The following is a 19,347-nucleotide window of genomic DNA, read 5'->3' as shown; positions in this document are numbered from 1 at the left end:
CCGCAGCCAGGACTCCAACTTCTCCCGGTCACCATCACGCAACTCCAAGGCCGGGGCAGGACGATTCGCCATGCCCCCATCATTTCAAGAACCAAAGCGTTCAAGAACTAACGACACGCGGCACTAGCCTCCGATCCGTCGCTGCAATCAGGGAGTTGCCCGAATGACACTGCTCGAGCCCTACACGAGCGACCAGACAGCGCAGGTCCAGCGAGCGCTCTCCGCGTGGTTCCCCGCAGGGACGCACCCCGGCGGCTTCGGCTGGGAATCAGCCACCGACCAGTTGCCGTCCACCATCTGCGTGGCTCGCAACGTTCGCGGGCGGGTCGTGGGCTGGGCCGGACTGGCCGAAGGTGAGGGCCGGATCGAGTGCGGACCCGACGACGCCGGCAGCGCCGCGACGCTGGCGGACTGGTTGGTAGAGAATGCCGGCGACTCCAGACTGAGCGTTCCGGTGTACCACGATCGCCCACTGGTCCGTGATGCGCTCACGACGCGCGGCTTCCTGGACGACGCGAACGCCGGAGCCATCGCGGGGTTGGTCCATCCCGCACGTGACATAGCCGTCGACCTGCCGGACGGATACCGAATCCGGGCGATGGATCCCGATGAGGACGAGGCCCGGGTACAGGTGCATCGGAGAGCCTGGAAGCCGGCGCGAATGCCCTATCCGGAGGAGATCCTCAACCAGATCAACTCGGACGATAAGAGCCGCTTCACCGAGCGGGCGTTCTCAGTCATGAAAAGGATGTGGTTGTACGACCGGGAGCTCGACCTCGTCATCGAAGCGCCGGATCGCTCCCTGGCCGGGTGCTGCACGGTCTGGTTCGATCCCGAGACCCGCTGGGCGGAGATCGAGCCGCTGGGAATCGTCCCGGAACACCGCCGTCGCGGACTTGCCACGGCTCTGGCCATCGAGGCCTGCCGCCTGGTCGGCGTCCGCGGCGGTCACACGCTCTTCATCAACAGCGCACCGCTGCCGCACTACCCGGCTCCGTGGGAGACGTATCTGCGAGCAGGTTTCACCCCACTGGATCGCGGAACGCACATGACCCGGGTCATCCGCCATCCAGCGCCAGCCGATAGGTGCGCTTGAGCCCGAAACTGGTGAACCCGAGCCGAGTGAGTATCGGCGCGGACGTGTCCACCAGCGCGTTCACCAGGGCGAGGCTGCAACCGAGGTCCGAAGCGATCGCCATGCGCGCGGTCGTGGTCGCTCGGTAGGCGCCTCGACTTCGGAGTTCTGGGACTGTGCAGGCTCCCCACAACCTCGCTACCTCGCCCACGCGCGTCACACCTCCGGTGGCCGCCGGCACATCGTCGAAATACGCGACGACCTGGAACCCGGCGCGCTCATCAAGCGGCTTCGCTGCCTCCTGTACCTGCTCACGCAGCTCCTCGTCCGTCGGCGAGGCGCCACCCCAGACTCGGGCGGCAATGTCGGTGGCGTCGCGGACTGTCCGCTCGGAATCGACGAGGATGCATCGTAGTGACGCACCTGCGGCCATCGAGGGCGCAGGGAGTTTCTGCGCCTGGATCTCGGTGGCATCGTGAAACTGGGCGCGACGCGCGATGAGGAACTCCTCGAGCGCGGGCTGATCGTCCGTGACGGTCCACGCGATAGAGGATGCATCGTGTTCAGCTGCAAGTTCTTCGACAAGGTGCCACGTGCTCTCGTGATCGGTGCCGGTGGACCATGTCACCGATACGGAACGAGTCGGCGTCACGATGGCGGTCAGCCGCCCAGGGATCTCGACGAGGTCCGATCCCGGTGGCACCCACGCCCAATGCTGCGATGCCCGCCTCACCTGTTCGCGTGACCAATTCACGACGACACTCTGCCGGACGAACGCCACCGAGAGCCGCCCGCTGGGCGGCGGGGCGTCATCGTGCCACGTCCGACGCGACGCCGACCATCCTGCTCAGCGGCGCCGGCGGCGTATCGAGGCGCGACTGGAGATCCACCCGGCGGATGCCGCAGATCCCGCATCTCACGTAGAGCACATCTCCGGACGAGGTCGGATGGCGCGATTCCGTCGACCAGGTGTGTTCGTGCTCGGCACTCTCGGCCCGGACAGGCGACTGAGATCGGGTCTGGCTGGTCGTCATGAGGTCCACCATGCTGTAATGGTCTTATGCATCTCAACCCTTACGGCGAGTATGCGGTCCTACTCGCGGCCTCCCTCGCCAACGACTGGCCCGCCGACCGCAAGGGGATCGAGGCGAGGACCCGGGAGTTCGGTATGACGATGACGTTTCCCGAGGCGCCGGATGACCACGACGGCGTGCGTGGCGTCATCGACGACTGGCTGCGCGTCGTCGATGCCGCCGATCCGGATCAGCGTGCGGTGCTGCTGAACGCGGAGATGGCCGCGGCCGCGGCCTATCCACGGCTCACAGACCATGACGACGAGGGGTGGCATCTGCACTACCGGGACGACCCCCAGTCGCTGCCCTCGGTCCTGCGCGCCGTGATCAGCGTGGGAACCTCGCTCCACCTCGTCACCCGCGGGATGCACAGGCTCGGGCGCTGCGCGTCCGAGCCCTGCACGGCCGTCGTGGTCGACGTCACCCGCAACGGGCGGCAGCGCTACTGCTCCGTGCGCTGCGCCAACCGCGCGGCCGTGCGACGGCACCGCGAGCGCACCCTTCCGTCCTGAGCGGAAGTCTCCAATCCGAGCGATCGGAGCACCTCTGCCCAGACCTCGCGCTCCGGTAGTCAGATCTGCAGGATTGCCCGTGCGATGAGGAAGTAGATGATGAGACCCGTCGCGTCGACGAACGTGGTGATGAAGGGGTTCGAGAACACGGCCGGGTCCACGCGGATGGCGCGCGCGACGAGCGGCATGATCCCGCCGATGGTCGCGGCGACAGTGCATACGGCGACCAGCGTGAGACCGATGGTGAGGCCGATCCTCGGGTCGTAGACCAGGCCGGCGATCGTGAACCCGATCGCGCCGAGCAACACACCGAGTGCCGAGCCGACGCGCAGTTCACGAGTCAGGACGCGCACGAGGTCACTCGGGCGGACGTCGTCCAGAGCGAGCGCGCGGGTCACCGTGGTGGCCGCCTGGTTCCCGGTGTTGCCCCCCGTGCCGATGAGCAGGGGAACGAAGAGGGCGAGCACGGTCGCCTGTTCGAGCGTGGACTCGAATACGGAGAGCACCTGCACGGTCAGGGTCGCACCGATCGCCAGGACCAGCAGCCAGATCACACGCGACCGGACAAGCTTCAGGATCGGGGTGGACAGGTAGGGGCGACGCAAGGGCTCCACCCCGCCCTGCCTCGCGGAGTCCTCGCTCTCCTCCTGTTCGAGGATGCGAATGGCGTCGTCGATGGTGAGGATGCCGACCAGCCGAGACTCACTGTCCACCACCGGTAGTGCCAGCAGTCCGTTCTCGGCGCAGCGCCGAGCAGCGGCCTCGGCCTTCGCAGTCGCGGCGATCGTCTGCGGCGTTCGCATGAGGGCGTCGACCAACTGTTCGTCGTCCGCGCCGAGCAGGTCGCGAAGTCCGACGACCCCGACGACCCGGCGTCCGTCATCCAGGACCGGCAGGGTGTAGACGGTCTCGGCATCATCGAGGCGGGCGCTGACCCGCATCAGCGTCTGCGCCGCGGTGAGGCCGAGGTGCGTCGAGACGTACTCGGGGCTCATCCGACGGCCGATGGAATGCACCGGGTATCCGAGCAGTTCGGATGTCATCTGTCGCTCGCGCTCGGACAACCCGCGCAGCAGCCGGGGCGCGACGGCCGCGGGCAGTTCGTCCAGCAGCCACACCCGGTCGTCGGGGTCGAGCTCCGAGAAGACGTTCGCGACCTCGGCGTCCTGCAGACCGCGCACCAGATCGCTCTGCAGGGCCGGGGATAGCGCTTCGAACAACTCCAGAGCCTGCTGCTTCGGCAGCAGCCGGTACATCACGGCGCGTTGGTGCTCGGTCAGGCGTTCACAGACCACCACGAGTTCACTCGTCGGCGGCCCGGCTATGGCGGTCGCCAAGGTGGTCAGATCGTTGGCGCCGACTGCCCGCGTGATCGTGTCGATCAGTTCGTTCAGATCCTCGCCGTACTGAATGGTCATGGCTTGCCTCATCTCGCTGGGACATGCCGACGCCGTTCACGCAGACATGCACGGCTGACCCCGCGCACACGTGCGGTCGGATCCGCATCGATCCAGTTCGCGCGAGGGGGCATCCTCGATCAGGGTTACTACCGGGATCGGACCGCACGGGCTGGCGCCCGCGCCTCAGAAATGGCGTGCGGTCGGACGCGGAGCGGTTCCGATCTCCGGATGGTGACTGCAACTGTCACTACTCATCGGATCTCACCTCGCTCGTCGCCGTCCGTGGGTGTGTCTTGTTCGGTGGGCCGGGAGCACGCGACCTGTCCCCGACCAGCACGGCCGACGCTAGCAGAGAACCGTTGCCTAGCCGTCAGGGCTGCGGCCGGGCCGTCAGGCGGTCAGTCGTCGCTCGACCTCCGCGAGGATCGACGCGACGCTCTCCTCGAGCGAGGTCGACTCGACGTCGAGGAGGAGGTCGCGCTCGAGGCCGGGCAGTTCGCCCTCGAAGTGCCGGTAGACCCGTTCGAGGAAGTCCCGGTCCTTGCTCACCCCGCGCGTGGGATCGCCCTGGGCGCGCTCCCAGGAACGCTGCACGTCCGCGACGAGGACCACCCTGACCACCACCGTCTGCTCGGGCACCCCTCCAAGTACCTGCGCCACCTCCGCCCGGGACGACGTGCCCTCGTCGACCACGACGTCCAGCGGGACCCGGACCCAGTGGCCGACCAGCCGCGCGTGGATCTCGTGCGCCCACTCCCAGTCCGGCAGGGTGGGCAGCGCCATCTCGGCCACGGTGTCCAGGTCCACGAGCGCCACGGACCGGCCCCGCTCGCGCAGACGCTCCGTGACCGCGCGCGCGAGCGTGGATTTCCCGGCCGCGATCGGCCCGCTGATGAGGACAAGTACCTTCGCCGCGTCTTCGGTCACCGGGTCATCCTGCCGGTCCGACCCGTCAGCAGCCCAGGCAATTCGTTCTGAAGCCGAGGCCCGGTCACCGCCTGCGCACGAGCGCCCGTACCGAGATCGCGACGCCGGCCACGGTCCAGGCCAGGAGCACCGCGAGGTCGCGCAGGCTCGCACTGAACACGTCGGAGGCGAGGCCGGCGCGGAGCAGATCGGCCGCGGGCCGGACCGGCAGGATGTCGTGCACGGCCTGGAACCACTCCGGCAGCTGGCCGACGCCGAACGTGATCGGCGAGAACAGCAGCACGAAGAATACGAGCACCTGGGTGACCAGTTGCGCCAGCATCGGCGGCAGACTCACCGCGATCGCGTAACCCAGCGCCGTCGCCATGAGCGTGACCAGGAGCGTGGCCGCGACGAGCACGGGCCAGTCGAACGAGAGGGCGATGTCATAGCGCAGCGTCGCGACGAGCACGCCGACTGCGACACTGGGCAGGCCGATGAGCAGCCACACGGTCAGGTCGGCCGCGAGGAGCAGCGGCCGGGCGACGGGCAGCCCTCGCATGTAGGTGAACGTCCCATCGGTGCGGGATCGGGAGACTCCCTGGGGCACCATCACCAGCCCGATCGTGAGCAGCAGCACGGTCGGGGCACCGGTCGACAGGAACAGCGCGGTCGCCCCATCGATGTTCGGGATGAGGAATCCGAAGCCGACGATGATCCCGGCGGCCAGCATCGCCTGGACGACGATGATCAGCGGCAGCATCGCGCCGATCTGAGCAAGGGTCCAGCGCAACAGCGTGGCGTAGGTGGTCGCGAGGCTCACCTGCACCGGCGCGAGCCGCTTCGGGGTGGCCCGATCGGCGATGGCGTGCTCAGACATGGGCGGCCTCGGTTCCGGTCGGTGCCGGCTCAGCCTCATCGACGTCGCTCGAGGTCAGGGCCAGGTAGGCGTCCTCGAGCGTCGCCGGGCCGAGGGCATACCCGTCGATCAGCTCCCGTTCGCGCAGCGTCGCCGCCCACGTGACGGCCGCGGCGGCGGCGTCCGTCGCAACGGTGTGCAGCACCCGGCGACCGGAGCGAACCGTGCGGCGGATCGGGAACGGCAACGGTCCGCCGTCGGCGGCCTCTAGGTCGACGGCGTCCGGTGCGAACTGCAGCTCGAGGCGCAGGTCGCTTCCGGTCGTGCCGCGCAACCGTGCGGGCGAGCCCGCGGCGACGACCTTGCCCCGGTGCAGGACGACGAGGTCGTCGACGATCCGTTCCGCCTCCGCGACGTTGTGGGTCACCAGCAGCACGCCGGCACCGGCGTCGCCGCGGCGACGCACCGCCTGCCACAACAGCCGGCGGCGTGCGGCGTCGATGTCGTTCGTGGGCTCGTCGAGGATGACCAGCGGCGTGGGCGCTGCGACGGCCATCGCGAAGGCGGTGAGCCGTCGGATCCCGCCGGACAGCCCTCGGCTCTCCGGCAGCGCGCGGCGGTCGAGCCATTCGCCGATGTCGAGCTCTTCGGCGAGGCTCTCGGCGGCCACACGCGCCGCGCTCGGGGACAGGCCACGGATCCGCCCGGACATCTCGATGGCCGACCGGGGCGTCAGCCCGTCGATCGGCGCCTGGCCCTGGGGCTGCAGGGCCACGTACCGGCGGGCGGTCGCGGGCTCGGCCACCGCATCGACGCCCCCGACCCGGATACTGCCGACGTCGGGCCTCAGGAGGCCGACCACCTGGGACACGAGCGTCGTCTTCCCCGCGCCGTTGTGGCCGAGCAACCCGACCACGGCGCCGGGCCGCACACGCAGGGATACGTCGTCGTTGGCCACGACGGCACCGAAGCGCCGGGTGAGGCCGTCGACACGCAGGACATCGTCGTTCATGGCGACTCCTTGGATACCGTTGGTATTGGGATACTGACGGTATCTGCGTACCGGCAGTACGTCAACGGTCGGATCGCGCCTAGCATGGACCGATGGCCACCGCTCCCCGCTCCCGCCGCGAGCAGCAGCAGCAGACCCGGGACGCGCTCGTGGTCGCCGCCCGAGGCGCCTTCGCCGAGCAGGGCTATCACGGCGCGAACCTCGAGGCGATCGCCCGCGATGCGGGCTTCTCCAAGGGCGCCGTCTATTCCAACTTCGACGGCAAGGCGGACCTGTTCCTCGCGGTCATCGACGCCAATATCGAGGTGGCGTTCGCCGAGGGAGGCTGGACCGTCGGTGAGCACCATCAGGTATTCGAAGGCGGCGCCGACGAGTCACACGGCGAGGAGGTCTCGGAACTGATCGAGGGATTCGCGCTGGCCACCCTGGAGTTCATCGCGACCGCGGCCCGGGACGCACGGCTCAGCGAGGAGATGGGCAAGCGCATGACGATCCTCGTCGAGGGCTACACAACCGTCGCGGCGCAGTCCCGATCCGAGCGCGATCCGTTGCAGCCCAACGAGCTGGGAGCACTCCTGGCCGCCCTGGACGAGGGTGCGGCACTGCTGTCCCTCGGCGGCAGCCACGCGATCGACCAGCGCGCGCTGCGCATCGGAATGCGCCGAATCCTCACACCCGGGCCGGTCGAGGACTCGACCGCGGGCGTTGGCGAACCGGCGCTGCACGACGACGCGCTGCGGCAACGGTTCGCCGGCGCGATCAGGGCGGGGTACACCGGTCCCGACGCACCCCGCGAACGTTGAATGAATTACGGATTAGCGACGTCACGTTAATACCGTAGGACTTTCGCATTCCGCCCGTGAGGTTAATGCAGGAATGGAACTTAGGCAGTACTGCCTTGCTATACACCACGACATTCCGGGTTTACCTTGAGGTTATTCCTGGTTCGAGCCCCGCCCCAAAGGAGAACGTCATGACCTCGCTCGCCGATCTCCCCTCCGTCACCGAGTGCACGGTGGCGGGCTGTTCCTACAACCACGACGGCTGCCACGCCGCGGCCGTGACGATCGGTGGCACCGGAGTCGACGCGCAGTGCGCCACCTTCATCCCGCTCACCACGAAGGGTGGGCTGTCCACGGTGCTCGCCGCAGTCGGCGCCTGCCAACGCGTGGACTGCGTACACAACGTCGACCTCGAGTGCAGCGCCCCCGCCGTCCGGATCGGTGCCGGCACCGACCTCGCCGATTGCCTCACCTTCGAGCCGCGCACCTGAGGCAAGCGGTAGGCCCTCCCGGCTGAGCGCTTCAGCGCGCCCTCCGGCGTCCTTCCCACTTGTCACACCGGCGTGACAGCCTTGCACCGAGCCGCTGCCCCAGGCACGCGGCCGGACGAGGAGAGGACCGATGCTGAGAGCACTCAACCCGGCGAGCGTGCCGGCGTCGCCGTTCTACGCGCAGGGTATCGAGGTCACCGGGCCACAGAGACTGGTGTTCGTCTCCGGCCAGGTCGGCGTCGACGCGCACGGGCGGACCGCCGGGGGCATCGCCGCTCAGGCAGCCCAGGCGGTCGCCAATCTGGGCGCCGTACTCGCCGAGGCGGGTCTCGGCCCCGAGTCGATCACCAAGATCACGATCTACCTGACCGATCCCGCGAACGTGGAACCGTTCATGGCGGCCGCCGGTCCGACCCTCCCGCCCGATCCCCCCGCGACGACTCTGCTCATCGTGCAGGGCCTGGCCGCGCCGGATCTGCTCGTCGAGATCGAGGCCATTGCGGTCGGGTGAGCGTTCGGCCTGCACCTGTCCATCGGACCGATGCTCGATCGTCATGGGTGTGTCACACCCCACGAGGAAACGAGAGACCAATGCGGTACACGATCCTGATGCACTACACGGAAGAGACCGACGAGACGCTCGGTGAGGAGGTCATGGCCGAGGGCCGGCGGGCGTTCTCCGCCTACGCCCAGGCGCTGCACCAGGCCGGGGTCCTACTCTCCGGTGAAGTGCTGCAGCCGTCCACCAGCACCACGACGCTGACCACCGTTGACGGTGAGCTCCGGATCCAGGACGGCCCTTACGCCGACACGAAGGACCAGCTCGGTGGCACGTTCGTCATCGACGTGCCAGATCTCGACGCCGCGCTCGAGTGGGCCCGGCAGGCCCCGGGCGTCGCCTGGGGCGCCGTCGAGGTCCGCCCGGGCGCGACCTACGTGCGCGACGGCGGGTGGGAACCGAACGCGTGAGCGCGGCCGAGGCGCGGGCGGCCGCCGAGCGCGCCGCCCGCACCTCCTACGGTCGGCTGGTCGCGATCCTCGCGGCCCCCACCGGGGACCTCATGCTCGCCGAGGACGCCATGTCCGACGCGCTCGAACGGGCCCTGCAGACCTGGCCCGAGCACGGCGTGCCGGCCAACCCGGACGGCTGGCTCCTTGCTGTCGCCCGCAATCGGCAGCGCGACGTGTGGAAGTCGGCCGCGCACCGCACCAGGGCACCGCTCCCGGTCGACCCGGGTGACACCGCACCGCTGACGTTGCCGCTGGACGCCCTCGATCCCGACGCCATCGGCGAGCGCCGCTTGGAACTCCTGTTCGTGTGCGCGCACCCGACGATCGACGCGGCGGCCCGCACCCCGCTCATGCTGCAGGTGGTGCTCGGCCTCGACGCCGCCCGGATCGCGCGGGCGTACGGGGTGGGCGCGGCGGCGATGGCCAAGCGGCTGGTCCGGGCCAAGCGCCGGATCGCCGACGCCCGGATCCCGTTCGTCGTTCCGGGACGCGCTGACCTGGCGCAGCGGCTGCCAGGCGTCCTCGAGGCCGTGTACGGCAGTTACGCGGCCACGCTCACCGGTGGGCCGGACCAGGCACCGCTGCGGTCACCGGACTCCCTGGCCGGCGAGGCCCAGTACCTCGCCGTCACACTCGCGGCGCTGCTCCCGGACGAACCCGAGGTGCTCGGCCTGGCCGCGCTGATCTCGCTGTCGCTGGCCCGGTCGCCGGCTCGGCAGGCGGACTTCGTCCCGCTCGCGGAGCAGGACCCGGCAACCTGGGACGCGGACCTGATCGCCGACGGTGAGGCGTACTTGCGCCGGGCGGCGGCCGCCGACCGGCTCGGCCGGTTCCAGCTCGAGGCGGCCATCCAGGCCGTGCACTGCGACCGGCGCCGGACCGGAGTGACGGACCGGGAGGCGCTGCGCACGCTCTACTCGGCGCTCGTCATGCTCGCGCCGACCCTGGGCGCGCAGGTGGCACTCGCGGCAACCGTCGGCCGACTGGACGGCCCCGACGCCGGCCTCGCCGCGCTGCCCGAGGGCGCCGACGCCTTCCAGCCCGCCTGGGCCACCCGCGCGCACCTGCTCGGCGCAGCCGGGCGCGGCGAGGAGGCCGCGGCGGCGTTCGACCGGGCGGCCGCGCTCACCGTCGACCCGGCGACCCGGCGCCATCTCAGCGATCGGGCCGCCAAGTTCCGCAATCCGCGCTGACGACACCCAGACGGCAGTTCGGGCAACTCCGGCAAACTTCGGCGATTCGGCGATCGAGACCGACCCGGCCGGCACGGTGGGCACCGGAGCCAGGGCGGGCCCGCTCGGTACCGTGGTCCGATGACGACCGAGACCCGCTACGTCCGGCCGCCGCAGGAGATCCTCGACACGCTGCTCGAGGAAGGACTCCGCGCCGCCGGCGAGGCCCCGCACCCGCCGGACGCGACCTGGATCGAGGTCGGCTCGAGCACCCTCGTGGTGCTCGCCGGCCGCACCGCTCTGCGCGTCGCGCGCCAGCCGTCCGTGGCCGGCGAACTGCGCCGGGCCCAGGCCCTCGTGGACGCCCTGCCGGCTCTGCCGTTCGCGGTGCCGGAGTCCACCGGCCTACCCGTGACCATCGAGGGCTTCCAGGCCATCCCGACGCTGCGGGTCGAGGGCGAGCCGCACCCGCCGCACGAGGGCGACCCCGAGCCGCTCCGAGCCCTGCTGGAGGCCGTGCACTCCCTCGACCCCGGGCCGCTCCGCCCGCACCTGGCGCAGACGCGATCGTTCATGGGCGGCGCCGACTGGGAGACAGTGCTGCGCGAACGCGTCGTGGAGTTGCTGAGCCCGAACCTGCAGGACGAGGCCCGACGGCGCATCGACGCTCTCGCAGGTCTCGAGCCCCCGGCGGTGGTCGTCAACCACGGCGACCTGGCCGGCTCGAACGTGCTCTGGCAGCACGGCCGGGTCAGCGCGGTCCTCGACTGGGACCTGACCGCGCTGGACGACCCTGCCGAGGACCTGGCCAGCCTCGCGTCGTGGCATGGCTGGGCGCTGGTCCACGAACTGGCCGATGCCGCCACCGTGGCCCGCGCGGAGGTGTTCCGGCGCAGCGTCGGCCTGCAGCAGATCGCCTTCACGCTGCTGCACGACCGTCCCGCGGATGAGCTCGCCCGGGTCGTGGCACGCGCCGAGCAGCACCTCGCCCGCTGGGGCTGAGCCGAGCGGCCGGGCTCACCCGCCGAGCGGCGGCAGCTCGAGCTCGGCGAGCCGGCGCGGGTCGGCGAGCACGTCGATGGCGACGACCAGCCCGTCCCGAACCGTGAACGCCATCACGAACTGCGGCGTCCCGTGCGGCGCGACCACCACCCCGGCGGCGCCATTGACGAGCATCGGGTGTACGAACGGCGAGAGCCGCGACGCAGTGAACGCCTGCCGCGATACGGCGGCCGGCCCGTGCAACGTCATCGACATCTGCGGACGGGACCGGCCGCCGTCGGACCGGAGCACGACGTCGGGGTGCAGCACCGCGACCAGAGCGTCGAGGTCGCCGTCACGGGACGCGGCGAAGAAGGCGTCCACGACCGCACGCTGGGCGCGCACGTCCGGGTCGGGCTCGGTGGCCGAGGCGGCCACGCGCCGACGTCCCCGGCTCGCGAGCTGCCGCGTCGCGGCGGGTGAGCGTTCGAGCATCGGGGCGATCTCGTCGAACGGCACGGCGAACATGTCGTGCAGCACGAACGCCAGCCGCTCGGCCGGCGGCAGCGTGTCCAGCACGACCATCAGCGCGAGGCCCACCGAATCGGCCAGCACCGCCTCCTGCTCCGGGTCGGCTCCGGCCGCCGGCCCGAGCAGCGGATCCGGCACATGGACGGCGTCATCGAGCCCGTCCTCGCGACGGTTCGTCCGCGCCCGGAGCCGGTTCAGGCAGGTGCGCACCACCACCGTGGTCAGCCAGCCCGCCGGGTTCTCGACCCCGGCCAGGCCCGCCCGATCGACTCGCAGCCAGGCGTCCTGCAGCGCGTCGTCGGCGTCCGCGAGCGAGCCGAGCATCCGGTAGGCGACCGCGCGCATTCGTGGTCGCTCCCGTTCGAACAACACGGTGGGGTCGTCGCCGCCGTCCATGTCACATCCCTTCGTCCGTGGGTGTCACAGAGGTGACCCGCCACGCCGGCCCGGTGTGACGGGGTCCGAAACCACCACGACCCACAGGAGCCATCATGACCTCCCCGATCCTGATCACCGGCGGCACCGGCACCCTCGGCCGCCTCGTCCTGGCCCGCCTGCGCGCCGAGGGCATCGACACCCGCGTGCTCAGCCGTCACCCCCACCACGACGAGCCGGGAGTCGCCTACGCGGTCGGTGACGTCGCCACCGGCGACGGCCTCGAGGCGGCCTTCGACGGCGTCCACACGGTGCTCCACCTGGCCGGTGGACCCAAGGGCGACGCCGCCGCGGCGCAGGTGGTCGCCGAGCACGCACGGCGCGCCGGGGTGGGCCACCTGGTGGCGATCTCGGTCGTCGGTGCCGACGCGATGCCGCTGCGGTACTTCCGCGAGAAGGCCGGGCTGGAGCGCGCCGTCGCTGCTGCCGAGGTCCCGTGGACGGTGCTGCGCGCGGCCCAGTTCCATGACTTCGTGCTGACGCTGGCACGGTCGCTGGCGAAGATGCCGGTCGTGCCGGCGCCCCGGATGCGGCTCCAGTCCGTCGACGCCGACGAGGTCGCCCACCGGCTGGTGGATCTCGCCCTCGCAGCCCCGGCCGGCCTGGTGCCCGACCTCGTCGGCCCGGCCGTCTACGAGGCACCAGATGCAGTCCGGACCTACCTTCGCGCACAGGGCTCGCGCCGCCCGGTCCTCCCCTTCGGGCTGCCGGGCAAGGTCGGCCGCGCCTACCGCGACGGCGCCAACCTCGCGGTCGAGCCCGTCATGCACGGCGAGCGCAGTTGGGCCGACTTCCTCGCGGAGCGGGTCGGGGCCGACGCCGTGACGCAGCTACCGATCGTCGCGGCCTGACGTCAGAAGTCGATCCGCATGACGACCCGCCGCGGGCTCGGCTCGCCGATCGCGGTGAAGCCCGCCGCGGCGAACGCGGCGATGGTCCCGACGTGCAGGTCCTGCTCGATCGTGCCCGCGGTCCTGGTCGGGTATCCCTCGAGGGCGCGGGCGCCGCGCTCACGCGCATGGTCGACGGCGGCCCGCACCAGGGCGTGGCTGATCCCCCTCCGGCGGTGGCCCGCCCGGGTGAAGACGCAGGTCACGGCCCAGATCCCGGCGTCGGTGCGGTCCTCCGCCCGCCCGGTCCACGGGACCCGGCCGACCCGGACGAGCCCGTCGTAGTGCGGGCGTGGTTCGACCGCGCACCAGCCGACGGGCTCGCCGCCGTCGTAGCCGACGAGGCCGCTGGTGGTGTCCGAGCCGGGGTTCTCGCACTCGGTCTGCTCCCGCAGCCGGGCGGCGCGCTCGGCGACCGGGAAGTTGGCGAACGCCTCGCCGCGGGAGAGCTTGTACCGCTGGCACATGCATCGCGAGCCCTCGCCGCGGGTGCCGAAGATCGCCGCCAGGTCAGCCCAGGTTGCCTCGTTCGCGGGGACGATCCGCAGGTCCGTGACCGCCTCGACGGTCCGTGCCATCGCACCGCTCCCCCTCGTCGGGACTCGGCCCGCACGCCCGGGCCGCTTGCGGCGAGCCTACGCGGGCAGCCGGTACACCGACACGTGGGACCGGGATTCGGCCGTGAACTCCGCACCGGCGAAGTCCTCGTGCCGGCTCTCCAGCGCGAACCCGGCGAGCCGGGCCATCAGGTCCAGCTCGGCGGGCCAGATGTAGCGGTGCGGGGTACGGCCCAGCGTGGCCTCGCGGCCGTCCCCGAACCGGAAGTGGTGGGAGACCACCCGCTGGTTCAGCACGTCGTAGGTGTCCAGACCCACGTAGCCATGATCGGCCCGCCACAGCGTGCCCGGGGCACCGGGCGGGAGCTTGCGCAGTTCGGGCACCCACAGTTCGATGACGAACGCACCGCCCGGCCGGAGGTGGCGGGCCGCATTGGCGAAACAGGCGACCTGCTCGTCCTGCGTGAGCAGGTTCGCGATCGTGTTGAACACGAGGTAGACCAGACCGTATTCGCCCAGGCCGGCCTCCGCCGTCGCCATGTCCCCCACGACGACCGGGATCTCGGCCTCGCCGACCTTGGTGCGCAACTGCGCGACCATCGGCTCCGAGAACTCGATTCCGGTGACCCGTACGTGCTGGGCCAGCGGGATCGCGACCCGGCCGGTGCCGATCGCGAACTCCAGGGCACGTCCGCCGTCGGCCAGTGCCGCGAGCCGCTCGACGGTGGGGCCGAGCACCTCCGGGGCGAACATGCCCTCGCCGGGGGTGTCGTAGCCGGCGGCCGCGGTGGCGTCCCAGAGCTCGGACTGGGTCAGGTCCTCGATACGGGTCATGTCCGTGATGCTCGTCGCAAGGCCCGACGGCGTCCAACGGTTTTCGAAGGACGTCACCGTCGGCGGGTGCCGGTCACGCTCGAGGCACGGTTGGGCCTCAACTTGGCAACAGCCGTTCCGCACAGCCCGTTGGGCACGTACGGTCCCGGTCATGACGCGACTGCGGTGGGGCCTCGTATTCCTTCTCGGCACAGTACTCGTGGCCGGGTGCTCGGGCGGATCGGGATCCGATGTATCGGGTGGCGATGCCGGCTACGTGTCGGGCGACGGTGGCAGCGTGGCCGAGCCGGAGGCAGCCGACCGAGACATCAGCGGCGACACGCAACGGCAGATCATCACCACCGGGAGCGCGACCGTGGTGGTCGAGGACCCGGCCGAGGCCGCGGACCGGGTGGCCCTGCTCGCGGAGACCGCCGGCGGCCGGGTGGATCAGCGTTCGGAGCGGGCCGCCGGTTCCGACGGGCCGGACTCCCTCGGCAGCGCGCACCTGACCATCCGGGTGCCGGCCGACGAAGTCAACGCGCTGATCGACGAGCTGGACGAACTCGGCGAGGTCCATGACCTGAGCCAGAGCGCCCAGGACGTCACCCAGGTGGCGGTGGATCTGGACGCCAGGATCCTGGCGCTGCAGGCCTCCACCGACCGGTTGCTGCAGATCATGGCGGACGCCGCGGACAGCGGTGACCTGATCGCGGCCGAGTCGGCGCTGAGCGAGCGGCAGGCGGAGCTCGAGTCGCTGCAGGCCGAGCGCGCCTATCTGGCCGATCAGGTCTCGATGTCCACGCTGGACGTCAACCTGGAGGCGCACTACGAGCCGACCATCGAGACCGGTGGCTTCCTCGGCGGCCTCGAGACAGGCTGGCGGGCGCTGGTCACGTTCGCGAGCGGACTGCTGGTGTTCCTCGGCGTGCTCGCGCCGTGGCTGCTCGTCGTCGGCGTGCCGGTGGCCGCCATCGTCTGGGTGACCCGGCGGCGGCGCCGGCGGGCGTCTGCGCCCACCCCTGGGACCTCGGCGCCCTCCGACGGCGAGGCCGCCCCCGATCTGACTTGACGCCGATGTGACACGGCCGGACCGGCGTGGTTGGGTCACGACATGAGCGCACGCCCCCGCGCCGTCGTCGCCGGCGGTTCCGGCTTCATCGGCACCGCCCTGATCGCCGACCTGCGCCGCCGCGGCTATGACGTGAAGCGGATCGGGCGGTCCGGTCCGGACGCCCGCTGGAGCGATCAGGCCGAGATCGACGCCCTCGTCGACGGCGCGGATCTGCTCGTGAACCTCGCCGGCAAGAGCGTCGGCTGCCGCTACCACGACCGGAACCGCAATGAGATCTACCGGTCCCGGATCGCGACCACGATGGCCCTGCACCGGGCCGTGGACCGCGCCGTGGAACCGCCCCGGCTGTGGCTGAACGCGAGCACCGGGACGATCTACCGGCATGCGATGGACCGGCCGCAGACCGAGGCTGCCGGCGAGCTCGGCGGTGGGTTCTCGGTGGATGTGGCCCGCAACTGGGAGCGGGTGTTCAGCCACGGCGACCTGCCCCGGACCCGCCGCGTGGCGTTGCGGATGGCGATCGTGCTCGGCGATGACGGTGCGCTGCCGATGCTGCGCACCGCCGCACGGTTCGGCCTCGGCGGCCCGGAGTACGACGGCTGGTGGCTGCCCCATCGCCGCTACCGCGGGATCGGGCCGCACCCCACCATGTCGAAGGGGGTCGACCACCGCACCGGCGGGCGGCAGCGGTTCAGCTGGATCCACATCGAGGACGTGCTCGCGGCCGTCGAGTTCATCGACACGCATGAGGACCTCGAGGGTCCGGTGAACCTGGCCGTGCCGGAGGCGAGCGACAACACCACCCTGATGGCGGGTCTGCGCCGGGCGGTGGGCGCGCGCGTGGGGCTGCCGGCGCCGCGGTGGCTGCTCGAGATCGGGATGCTCGTGCTGCGCCAGGAGTCCGAGCTCGTGCTCAAGAGCCGGTGGGTCGCCCCCGAGAAGCTCCTGGCCGCCGGGTTCGAGTTCCGGCACACCGACCTCGAGGCGGCGCTGCGCGAACTCACGTGAGCCCGGTGGTCGCCGTCAGCGCGGTGGCTGGTCCAGCCCCGTGATCAGCCGCTGGTTCGCTGCGATCGTGCGCTCCAGGTCCGCGAACGCGGCCCGCACCTGCGGGGAGTCCGGATCGTCCCAGGCGATCTCGTCCCGGGCGGCCGCCTCGGCCTGGATCCGGCGCATCTGGTCGCGGGCCTGCGCGGTCTGGTCCGCCTGAGGCCCGGCGGCGCCGAGCGCGGACTGGATGTTCAGGGCAGCGGTGGCCGCGTCCCGGTCGGCGCGCAGGTCGTGCAGCTGTGCGGTGGCGTGGTGCAGTTGCGACTCGAGCAGGTCCAGGCGCTGCTCGAGGTGGGTGACCTGGCCGTCCAGAGCCGCGAACCGGGTGCGCAGCGCGTCCCGGCGGCGCTCGGCGTCGATGGCGTCGGTCAGGTGCCGTCGGCCGATCTCGTCCTGTCCGTCCGCCACGGCCCGGCGGGCCCGCTCGGTCGCGGCCCGGGCCTCGTCCTCGGCCCGACCCGCCTGCAGTTCGGTCCGCCGCCGGCTCACGCTCAGGTCCACGAGCGAGCGCCGGGCGGTGGCCAGCAGCGCCTGCTGCTCGGACAGGTGAGCGGCGAGCCGTTCGGCGGGGTCCCCCTTGGGGGTACCCGCGCGGCGCACCCGCACCAGGCGCACGAGTCGGGTGCGGATCCTGCTCTCAGCCACGGCCGCCGGTCCCCGGATCGGGTATGGCGTCACGATCGCCGCGTCGGTCCCAGGTCCGCAGGGCCTCGCCCTCGATCTGCAGGCGCTCGGCGGCGGCACCCAGCTCGGCTGCCGCGCTGTGGTTGCCCATCGCGGACTCCCGCACCCCGGTGGCAAGGCGCTGGTACTCGCCGACCTCGCCCGCGATCCGTTCGGTGAGCCGGGCCCGCAGCGCCGGGTCCGGCTCGCGCTCGACGAGTCTGAGCCGCTCGTCCAGGCCGGCCGCGACCGTCTCCAGGTGCTCGGCGATCGCGGGCAGTTCCCCGACCGGGCGACCCTGCGCCCCGGCGGCCGTGAGCGCCCGGGTGGTCGCCTCCCGCTCCCGCGCGATCGTCAACTGGAGGCGCGCGCCGTGGCGACCTGCGCCGTCGGACACCACGCTGCGAGCGCCCAGCAGGCCGCGGTCCACCCCGCGACGCAGCGCCTTCGACCGGCGCACCCGGCGGACCACCAGCCAGAACGCGGTCCCCACGGCCGCGGCGCCGACGGCGGCGGTGCCCGCGAGGACCGCGAGGGTCGTCACCACGAACTCGGTGGCAGCGGTGATCGTCTCGGCGGGCATCTGCTCTCACCTCGATCTCGGCCGCTGGCGTGGGGTTTCCACTCTACGACGCCGCGGCGGGCGACCCGAAGCCGATTCGTTCCCACCACGTCCGGCTGGTTCCGAGAAGCGGCCAGGATCTGACCTGTTCGACTCGTAGCGTTGTGCTCACAACCCCAACCGATGAAGGAGCAGGACATGTTGCGCGGACTCACGACGATCACCTACCTCGCCGACGACGTCGCCGCGGCGGCCCGCTGGTACGCGGAACTGCTCGGCACGGAGCCCTACTTCGCCCGGCCCGAGACCGGCGACCCGGCCTACGTCGAGTTCCGGATCGGCGACTACAGCCACGAGCTCGGGATCATGTCCGCCGCCTACTCCGCACACCCGCACGGCGAGCCCGCCGGCGCCACCGCGTACTGGGCCGTGGATGACCTCGACGCCGCCGTGGCCCGGGCCATCGAGCTCGGCGCCGCGGCACACGATCCCATCACGACCCGCGGCGACGGCTTCGTGACGGCCTCAGTCGTCGACCCGTTCGGCAACGTCCTCGGGCTCATGTTCAACCAGCACTACCTGGACGTGCTCGCCGAGCGCGACCGGACCAAGTGACCCCCCGCTCGGCGCGATTCCCGCAGCGAATCCGTCGAGTGGTCCTCGAGTCAGTCGGGTACCGACGGCTGATTCGAGGTCCGCTCGACTGACTCGGCGCCAGCATCGGCGCGGGCGCGAGCGCGGCTGAAGCGTCAGGCCGGGGCGAGCGCGTGGGCGCGGCCGTCGACGATCTCGACCACCCGGTCGGCGTGGGCGAGATGGTCCCGGTCGTGGGTCACCATCACGGTGGCCAGGCCGCGCTCGGTGGTGAGCCGGCGGAGCAGGTCCAGGATCGCCGCACCCCGCTCGGAGTCCAGCGCGCTGGTGGGCTCGTCGACGAGCAGCACGGATGGTTCGTTCATCAGCCCGCGCGCGATCGTGACGCGCTGGCGCTGGCCGCCGGAGAGCTGGTGCGGGCGGCGGCCGGCCTGGGCGCCGAGCCCGACGGCGTCCAGGAGTTCCAGCGCCCGCTCGCCCGCCGCCGTGGGCGCCTCGCCGGCCAGGTGCGCCATCACCGTGAGCTGTTCGAGCGCGGTGAGGGAGGCGAGCAGGTTCGCCGACTGGAACACGATCCCGATCCGGTCCCGGCGCACCCGGGTGCGCTGCTTCCGGTTCAGGCCGACCAGGTCGGTGCCATCGAGCAGCACCTGCCCGGAGTCGGGGGTGATCAGCGTGGCGGCGACCGCAAGCAGGCTGGACTTGCCGGACCCGGACGGGCCGACGACGGCGGTGAGCTCGCCCGGCTCGGCGTGCAGGGTGACGTGGTCGAGTGCGGTGAGGCGACCGTCGCCGTCGGGGTAGGTGAGGGTGACGTCGTTGAGGTGCATGGTCATGGCAGGTGCTCCGGTTCCGATGGTGACGATGTACGAAGGTTCATGAGGGTGGCGATCACGCCGGGGG

Annotated in this window: 24 protein-coding genes; 12 read left to right on the top strand and 12 right to left on the bottom strand. The window is 71.4% G+C overall.

The genetic code is table 11. The features are described 5' to 3' along the window. Nucleotides 1-301: 301 nt before the first annotated feature. Nucleotides 302-1,096 carry a GNAT family N-acetyltransferase gene (locus tag KCQ71_RS27780; protein ID WP_223410367.1) on the top strand — a complete coding sequence of 265 codons (795 nt, stop codon included), beginning with the start codon at nucleotides 302-304 and terminating at the stop codon, nucleotides 1,094-1,096. On the opposite strand, the gene KCQ71_RS22025 is transcribed toward KCQ71_RS27780, so the two are convergent. After that, a complete protein-coding gene (locus KCQ71_RS22025; protein WP_223410364.1) occupies nucleotides 1,059-1,829 on the bottom strand; it encodes a hypothetical protein in 771 nt (256 codons plus the stop codon). The two genes, KCQ71_RS27780 and KCQ71_RS22025, sit on opposite strands and share 38 nt — an antisense overlap. Nucleotides 1,830-1,884: 55 nt before the next feature. Next, complete coding sequence (locus KCQ71_RS22020; RefSeq protein ID WP_223410362.1) at nucleotides 1,885-2,121, bottom strand: hypothetical protein; 237 nt, start codon at nucleotides 2,119-2,121, stop codon at nucleotides 1,885-1,887. A gap of 14 nt (nucleotides 2,122-2,135) precedes the next feature. Here KCQ71_RS22020 and KCQ71_RS22015 point away from each other — a divergent pair, with 14 nt between their 5' ends. Next, nucleotides 2,136-2,660 (top strand): CGNR zinc finger domain-containing protein, encoded by a 525-nt coding sequence (locus KCQ71_RS22015; RefSeq protein ID WP_223410360.1) that lies wholly within the window; start codon nucleotides 2,136-2,138, stop codon nucleotides 2,658-2,660. A 59-nt stretch (nucleotides 2,661-2,719) separates the two neighbouring features. On the opposite strand, the gene mgtE is transcribed toward KCQ71_RS22015, so the two are convergent. The 4 genes from mgtE to KCQ71_RS21995 form a co-directional block, all read right to left on the bottom strand. Further along, nucleotides 2,720-4,078 carry a magnesium transporter gene (gene mgtE / locus KCQ71_RS22010; RefSeq protein ID WP_223410358.1) on the bottom strand — a complete coding sequence of 453 codons (1,359 nt, stop codon included), beginning with the start codon at nucleotides 4,076-4,078 and terminating at the stop codon, nucleotides 2,720-2,722. A 372-nt stretch (nucleotides 4,079-4,450) separates the two neighbouring features. Further along, nucleotides 4,451-4,987 carry an AAA family ATPase gene (locus KCQ71_RS22005; protein ID WP_223410347.1) on the bottom strand — a complete coding sequence of 179 codons (537 nt, stop codon included), beginning with the start codon at nucleotides 4,985-4,987 and terminating at the stop codon, nucleotides 4,451-4,453. A gap of 64 nt (nucleotides 4,988-5,051) precedes the next feature. Beyond that, complete coding sequence (locus KCQ71_RS22000; protein WP_223410331.1) at nucleotides 5,052-5,846, bottom strand: ABC transporter permease; 795 nt, start codon at nucleotides 5,844-5,846, stop codon at nucleotides 5,052-5,054. Next, complete coding sequence (locus KCQ71_RS21995; protein ID WP_223410328.1) at nucleotides 5,839-6,837, bottom strand: ABC transporter ATP-binding protein; 999 nt, start codon at nucleotides 6,835-6,837, stop codon at nucleotides 5,839-5,841. Before KCQ71_RS21995 ends, KCQ71_RS22000 begins: the two co-directional genes overlap by 8 nt. Nucleotides 6,838-6,929: 92 nt before the next feature. Here KCQ71_RS21995 and KCQ71_RS21990 point away from each other — a divergent pair, with 92 nt between their 5' ends. The 6 genes from KCQ71_RS21990 to KCQ71_RS21965 all read left to right on the top strand — a co-directional run bounded on the left by KCQ71_RS21990 (nucleotide 6,930) and on the right by KCQ71_RS21965 (nucleotide 11,295). Further along, nucleotides 6,930-7,640 carry a TetR/AcrR family transcriptional regulator gene (locus KCQ71_RS21990; protein WP_223410325.1) on the top strand — a complete coding sequence of 237 codons (711 nt, stop codon included), beginning with the start codon at nucleotides 6,930-6,932 and terminating at the stop codon, nucleotides 7,638-7,640. Nucleotides 7,641-7,810: 170 nt separating this feature from the next. Beyond that, nucleotides 7,811-8,110, top strand: coding sequence for a DUF1540 domain-containing protein (locus tag KCQ71_RS21985; RefSeq protein WP_154796147.1), 300 nt, complete (start codon nucleotides 7,811-7,813; stop codon nucleotides 8,108-8,110). A 130-nt stretch (nucleotides 8,111-8,240) separates the two neighbouring features. Continuing rightward, nucleotides 8,241-8,621, top strand: coding sequence for a RidA family protein (locus KCQ71_RS21980; protein WP_223410322.1), 381 nt, complete (start codon nucleotides 8,241-8,243; stop codon nucleotides 8,619-8,621). Between the two features lie 80 nt (nucleotides 8,622-8,701). Beyond that, nucleotides 8,702-9,079, top strand: coding sequence for a YciI family protein (locus KCQ71_RS21975; protein ID WP_223410320.1), 378 nt, complete (start codon nucleotides 8,702-8,704; stop codon nucleotides 9,077-9,079). Next, the gene (locus KCQ71_RS21970; protein WP_223410317.1) at nucleotides 9,076-10,314 is read left to right on the top strand and encodes an RNA polymerase sigma factor; all 1,239 of its coding nucleotides are present in this window, start codon (nucleotides 9,076-9,078) and stop codon (nucleotides 10,312-10,314) included. The genes KCQ71_RS21975 and KCQ71_RS21970 overlap by 4 nt, the downstream gene beginning before the upstream one ends. A 120-nt stretch (nucleotides 10,315-10,434) precedes the next feature. After that, complete coding sequence (locus KCQ71_RS21965; RefSeq protein ID WP_223410313.1) at nucleotides 10,435-11,295, top strand: phosphotransferase family protein; 861 nt, start codon at nucleotides 10,435-10,437, stop codon at nucleotides 11,293-11,295. A 15-nt stretch (nucleotides 11,296-11,310) separates the two neighbouring features. Here the strand turns inward: KCQ71_RS21965 and KCQ71_RS21960 are convergent, their stop codons facing one another. Next, nucleotides 11,311-12,201 carry a sigma-70 family RNA polymerase sigma factor gene (locus tag KCQ71_RS21960; RefSeq protein WP_223410305.1) on the bottom strand — a complete coding sequence of 297 codons (891 nt, stop codon included), beginning with the start codon at nucleotides 12,199-12,201 and terminating at the stop codon, nucleotides 11,311-11,313. A gap of 95 nt (nucleotides 12,202-12,296) precedes the next feature. Here KCQ71_RS21960 and KCQ71_RS21955 point away from each other — a divergent pair, with 95 nt between their 5' ends. After that, nucleotides 12,297-13,091 (top strand): SDR family oxidoreductase, encoded by a 795-nt coding sequence (locus KCQ71_RS21955; RefSeq protein ID WP_223410302.1) that lies wholly within the window; start codon nucleotides 12,297-12,299, stop codon nucleotides 13,089-13,091. A 2-nt stretch (nucleotides 13,092-13,093) separates the two neighbouring features. On the opposite strand, the gene KCQ71_RS21950 is transcribed toward KCQ71_RS21955, so the two are convergent. Then, the gene (locus KCQ71_RS21950) at nucleotides 13,094-13,708 is read right to left on the bottom strand and encodes a GNAT family N-acetyltransferase (protein ID WP_223410299.1); all 615 of its coding nucleotides are present in this window, start codon (nucleotides 13,706-13,708) and stop codon (nucleotides 13,094-13,096) included. A gap of 57 nt (nucleotides 13,709-13,765) precedes the next feature. Beyond that, the gene (locus KCQ71_RS21945; protein ID WP_223410297.1) at nucleotides 13,766-14,521 is read right to left on the bottom strand and encodes a class I SAM-dependent methyltransferase; all 756 of its coding nucleotides are present in this window, start codon (nucleotides 14,519-14,521) and stop codon (nucleotides 13,766-13,768) included. A 151-nt stretch (nucleotides 14,522-14,672) separates the two neighbouring features. On the opposite strand from KCQ71_RS21945, the gene KCQ71_RS21940 reads away from it, so the two are divergent. Further along, nucleotides 14,673-15,572, top strand: a complete 900-nt coding sequence (locus KCQ71_RS21940) for a DUF4349 domain-containing protein (RefSeq protein WP_223410295.1) — start codon at nucleotides 14,673-14,675, stop codon at nucleotides 15,570-15,572. A gap of 42 nt (nucleotides 15,573-15,614) precedes the next feature. Continuing rightward, complete coding sequence (locus KCQ71_RS21935) at nucleotides 15,615-16,583, top strand: epimerase (protein ID WP_223410291.1); 969 nt, start codon at nucleotides 15,615-15,617, stop codon at nucleotides 16,581-16,583. Between the two features lie 15 nt (nucleotides 16,584-16,598). Here the strand turns inward: KCQ71_RS21935 and KCQ71_RS21930 are convergent, their stop codons facing one another. After that, on the bottom strand, nucleotides 16,599-17,270 hold the full coding sequence (locus KCQ71_RS21930) for a PspA/IM30 family protein (protein ID WP_223410289.1): 672 nt from the start codon (nucleotides 17,268-17,270) through the stop codon (nucleotides 16,599-16,601). Continuing rightward, nucleotides 17,263-17,871 (bottom strand): hypothetical protein, encoded by a 609-nt coding sequence (locus tag KCQ71_RS21925; protein ID WP_223410286.1) that lies wholly within the window; start codon nucleotides 17,869-17,871, stop codon nucleotides 17,263-17,265. Before KCQ71_RS21925 ends, KCQ71_RS21930 begins: the two co-directional genes overlap by 8 nt. Before the next feature lie 177 nt (nucleotides 17,872-18,048). Here KCQ71_RS21925 and KCQ71_RS21920 point away from each other — a divergent pair, with 177 nt between their 5' ends. Beyond that, the gene (locus KCQ71_RS21920) at nucleotides 18,049-18,465 is read left to right on the top strand and encodes a VOC family protein (protein ID WP_223410283.1); all 417 of its coding nucleotides are present in this window, start codon (nucleotides 18,049-18,051) and stop codon (nucleotides 18,463-18,465) included. Nucleotides 18,466-18,599: 134 nt separating this feature from the next. On the opposite strand, the gene KCQ71_RS21915 is transcribed toward KCQ71_RS21920, so the two are convergent. Continuing rightward, nucleotides 18,600-19,280, bottom strand: coding sequence for an ABC transporter ATP-binding protein (locus KCQ71_RS21915; protein ID WP_223410275.1), 681 nt, complete (start codon nucleotides 19,278-19,280; stop codon nucleotides 18,600-18,602). Nucleotides 19,281-19,347 lie beyond the last annotated feature (67 nt).

The sequence above is a fragment of the Occultella gossypii genome, from assembly GCF_019947135.1.
Lineage (GTDB): Bacteria > Actinomycetota > Actinomycetes > Actinomycetales > Beutenbergiaceae > Occultella > Occultella gossypii.
The sequence above is the reverse complement of the archived record's forward strand: the minus strand, read 5'-3'. Positions and strand labels throughout refer to the sequence as shown.

Bases quoted from the DNA above. Each gene is read 5' to 3' on its own strand.
- KCQ71_RS22020 (WP_223410362.1), bottom strand. From the start codon at position 2,121: ATGGTGGACCTCATGACGACCAGCCAGACCCGATCTCAGTCGCCTGTC.
- KCQ71_RS22015 (WP_223410360.1), top strand. From the start codon at position 2,136: ATGCATCTCAACCCTTACGGCGAGTATGCGGTCCTACTCGCGGCCTCC.
- mgtE (WP_223410358.1), bottom strand. From the start codon at position 4,078: ATGACCATTCAGTACGGCGAGGATCTGAACGAACTGATCGACACGATC.
- KCQ71_RS22000 (WP_223410331.1), bottom strand. From the start codon at position 5,846: ATGTCTGAGCACGCCATCGCCGATCGGGCCACCCCGAAGCGGCTCGCG.
- KCQ71_RS21995 (WP_223410328.1), bottom strand. From the start codon at position 6,837: ATGAACGACGATGTCCTGCGTGTCGACGGCCTCACCCGGCGCTTCGGT.
- KCQ71_RS21990 (WP_223410325.1), top strand. From the start codon at position 6,930: ATGGCCACCGCTCCCCGCTCCCGCCGCGAGCAGCAGCAGCAGACCCGG.
- KCQ71_RS21985 (WP_154796147.1), top strand. From the start codon at position 7,811: ATGACCTCGCTCGCCGATCTCCCCTCCGTCACCGAGTGCACGGTGGCG.
- KCQ71_RS21980 (WP_223410322.1), top strand. From the start codon at position 8,241: ATGCTGAGAGCACTCAACCCGGCGAGCGTGCCGGCGTCGCCGTTCTAC.
- KCQ71_RS21975 (WP_223410320.1), top strand. From the start codon at position 8,702: ATGCGGTACACGATCCTGATGCACTACACGGAAGAGACCGACGAGACG.
- KCQ71_RS21965 (WP_223410313.1), top strand. From the start codon at position 10,435: ATGACGACCGAGACCCGCTACGTCCGGCCGCCGCAGGAGATCCTCGAC.
- KCQ71_RS21960 (WP_223410305.1), bottom strand. From the start codon at position 12,201: ATGGACGGCGGCGACGACCCCACCGTGTTGTTCGAACGGGAGCGACCA.
- KCQ71_RS21955 (WP_223410302.1), top strand. From the start codon at position 12,297: ATGACCTCCCCGATCCTGATCACCGGCGGCACCGGCACCCTCGGCCGC.
- KCQ71_RS21950 (WP_223410299.1), bottom strand. From the start codon at position 13,708: ATGGCACGGACCGTCGAGGCGGTCACGGACCTGCGGATCGTCCCCGCG.
- KCQ71_RS21945 (WP_223410297.1), bottom strand. From the start codon at position 14,521: ATGACCCGTATCGAGGACCTGACCCAGTCCGAGCTCTGGGACGCCACC.
- KCQ71_RS21940 (WP_223410295.1), top strand. From the start codon at position 14,673: ATGACGCGACTGCGGTGGGGCCTCGTATTCCTTCTCGGCACAGTACTC.
- KCQ71_RS21935 (WP_223410291.1), top strand. From the start codon at position 15,615: ATGAGCGCACGCCCCCGCGCCGTCGTCGCCGGCGGTTCCGGCTTCATC.
- KCQ71_RS21925 (WP_223410286.1), bottom strand. From the start codon at position 17,871: ATGCCCGCCGAGACGATCACCGCTGCCACCGAGTTCGTGGTGACGACC.
- KCQ71_RS21920 (WP_223410283.1), top strand. From the start codon at position 18,049: ATGTTGCGCGGACTCACGACGATCACCTACCTCGCCGACGACGTCGCC.
- KCQ71_RS21915 (WP_223410275.1), bottom strand. From the start codon at position 19,280: ATGACCATGCACCTCAACGACGTCACCCTCACCTACCCCGACGGCGAC.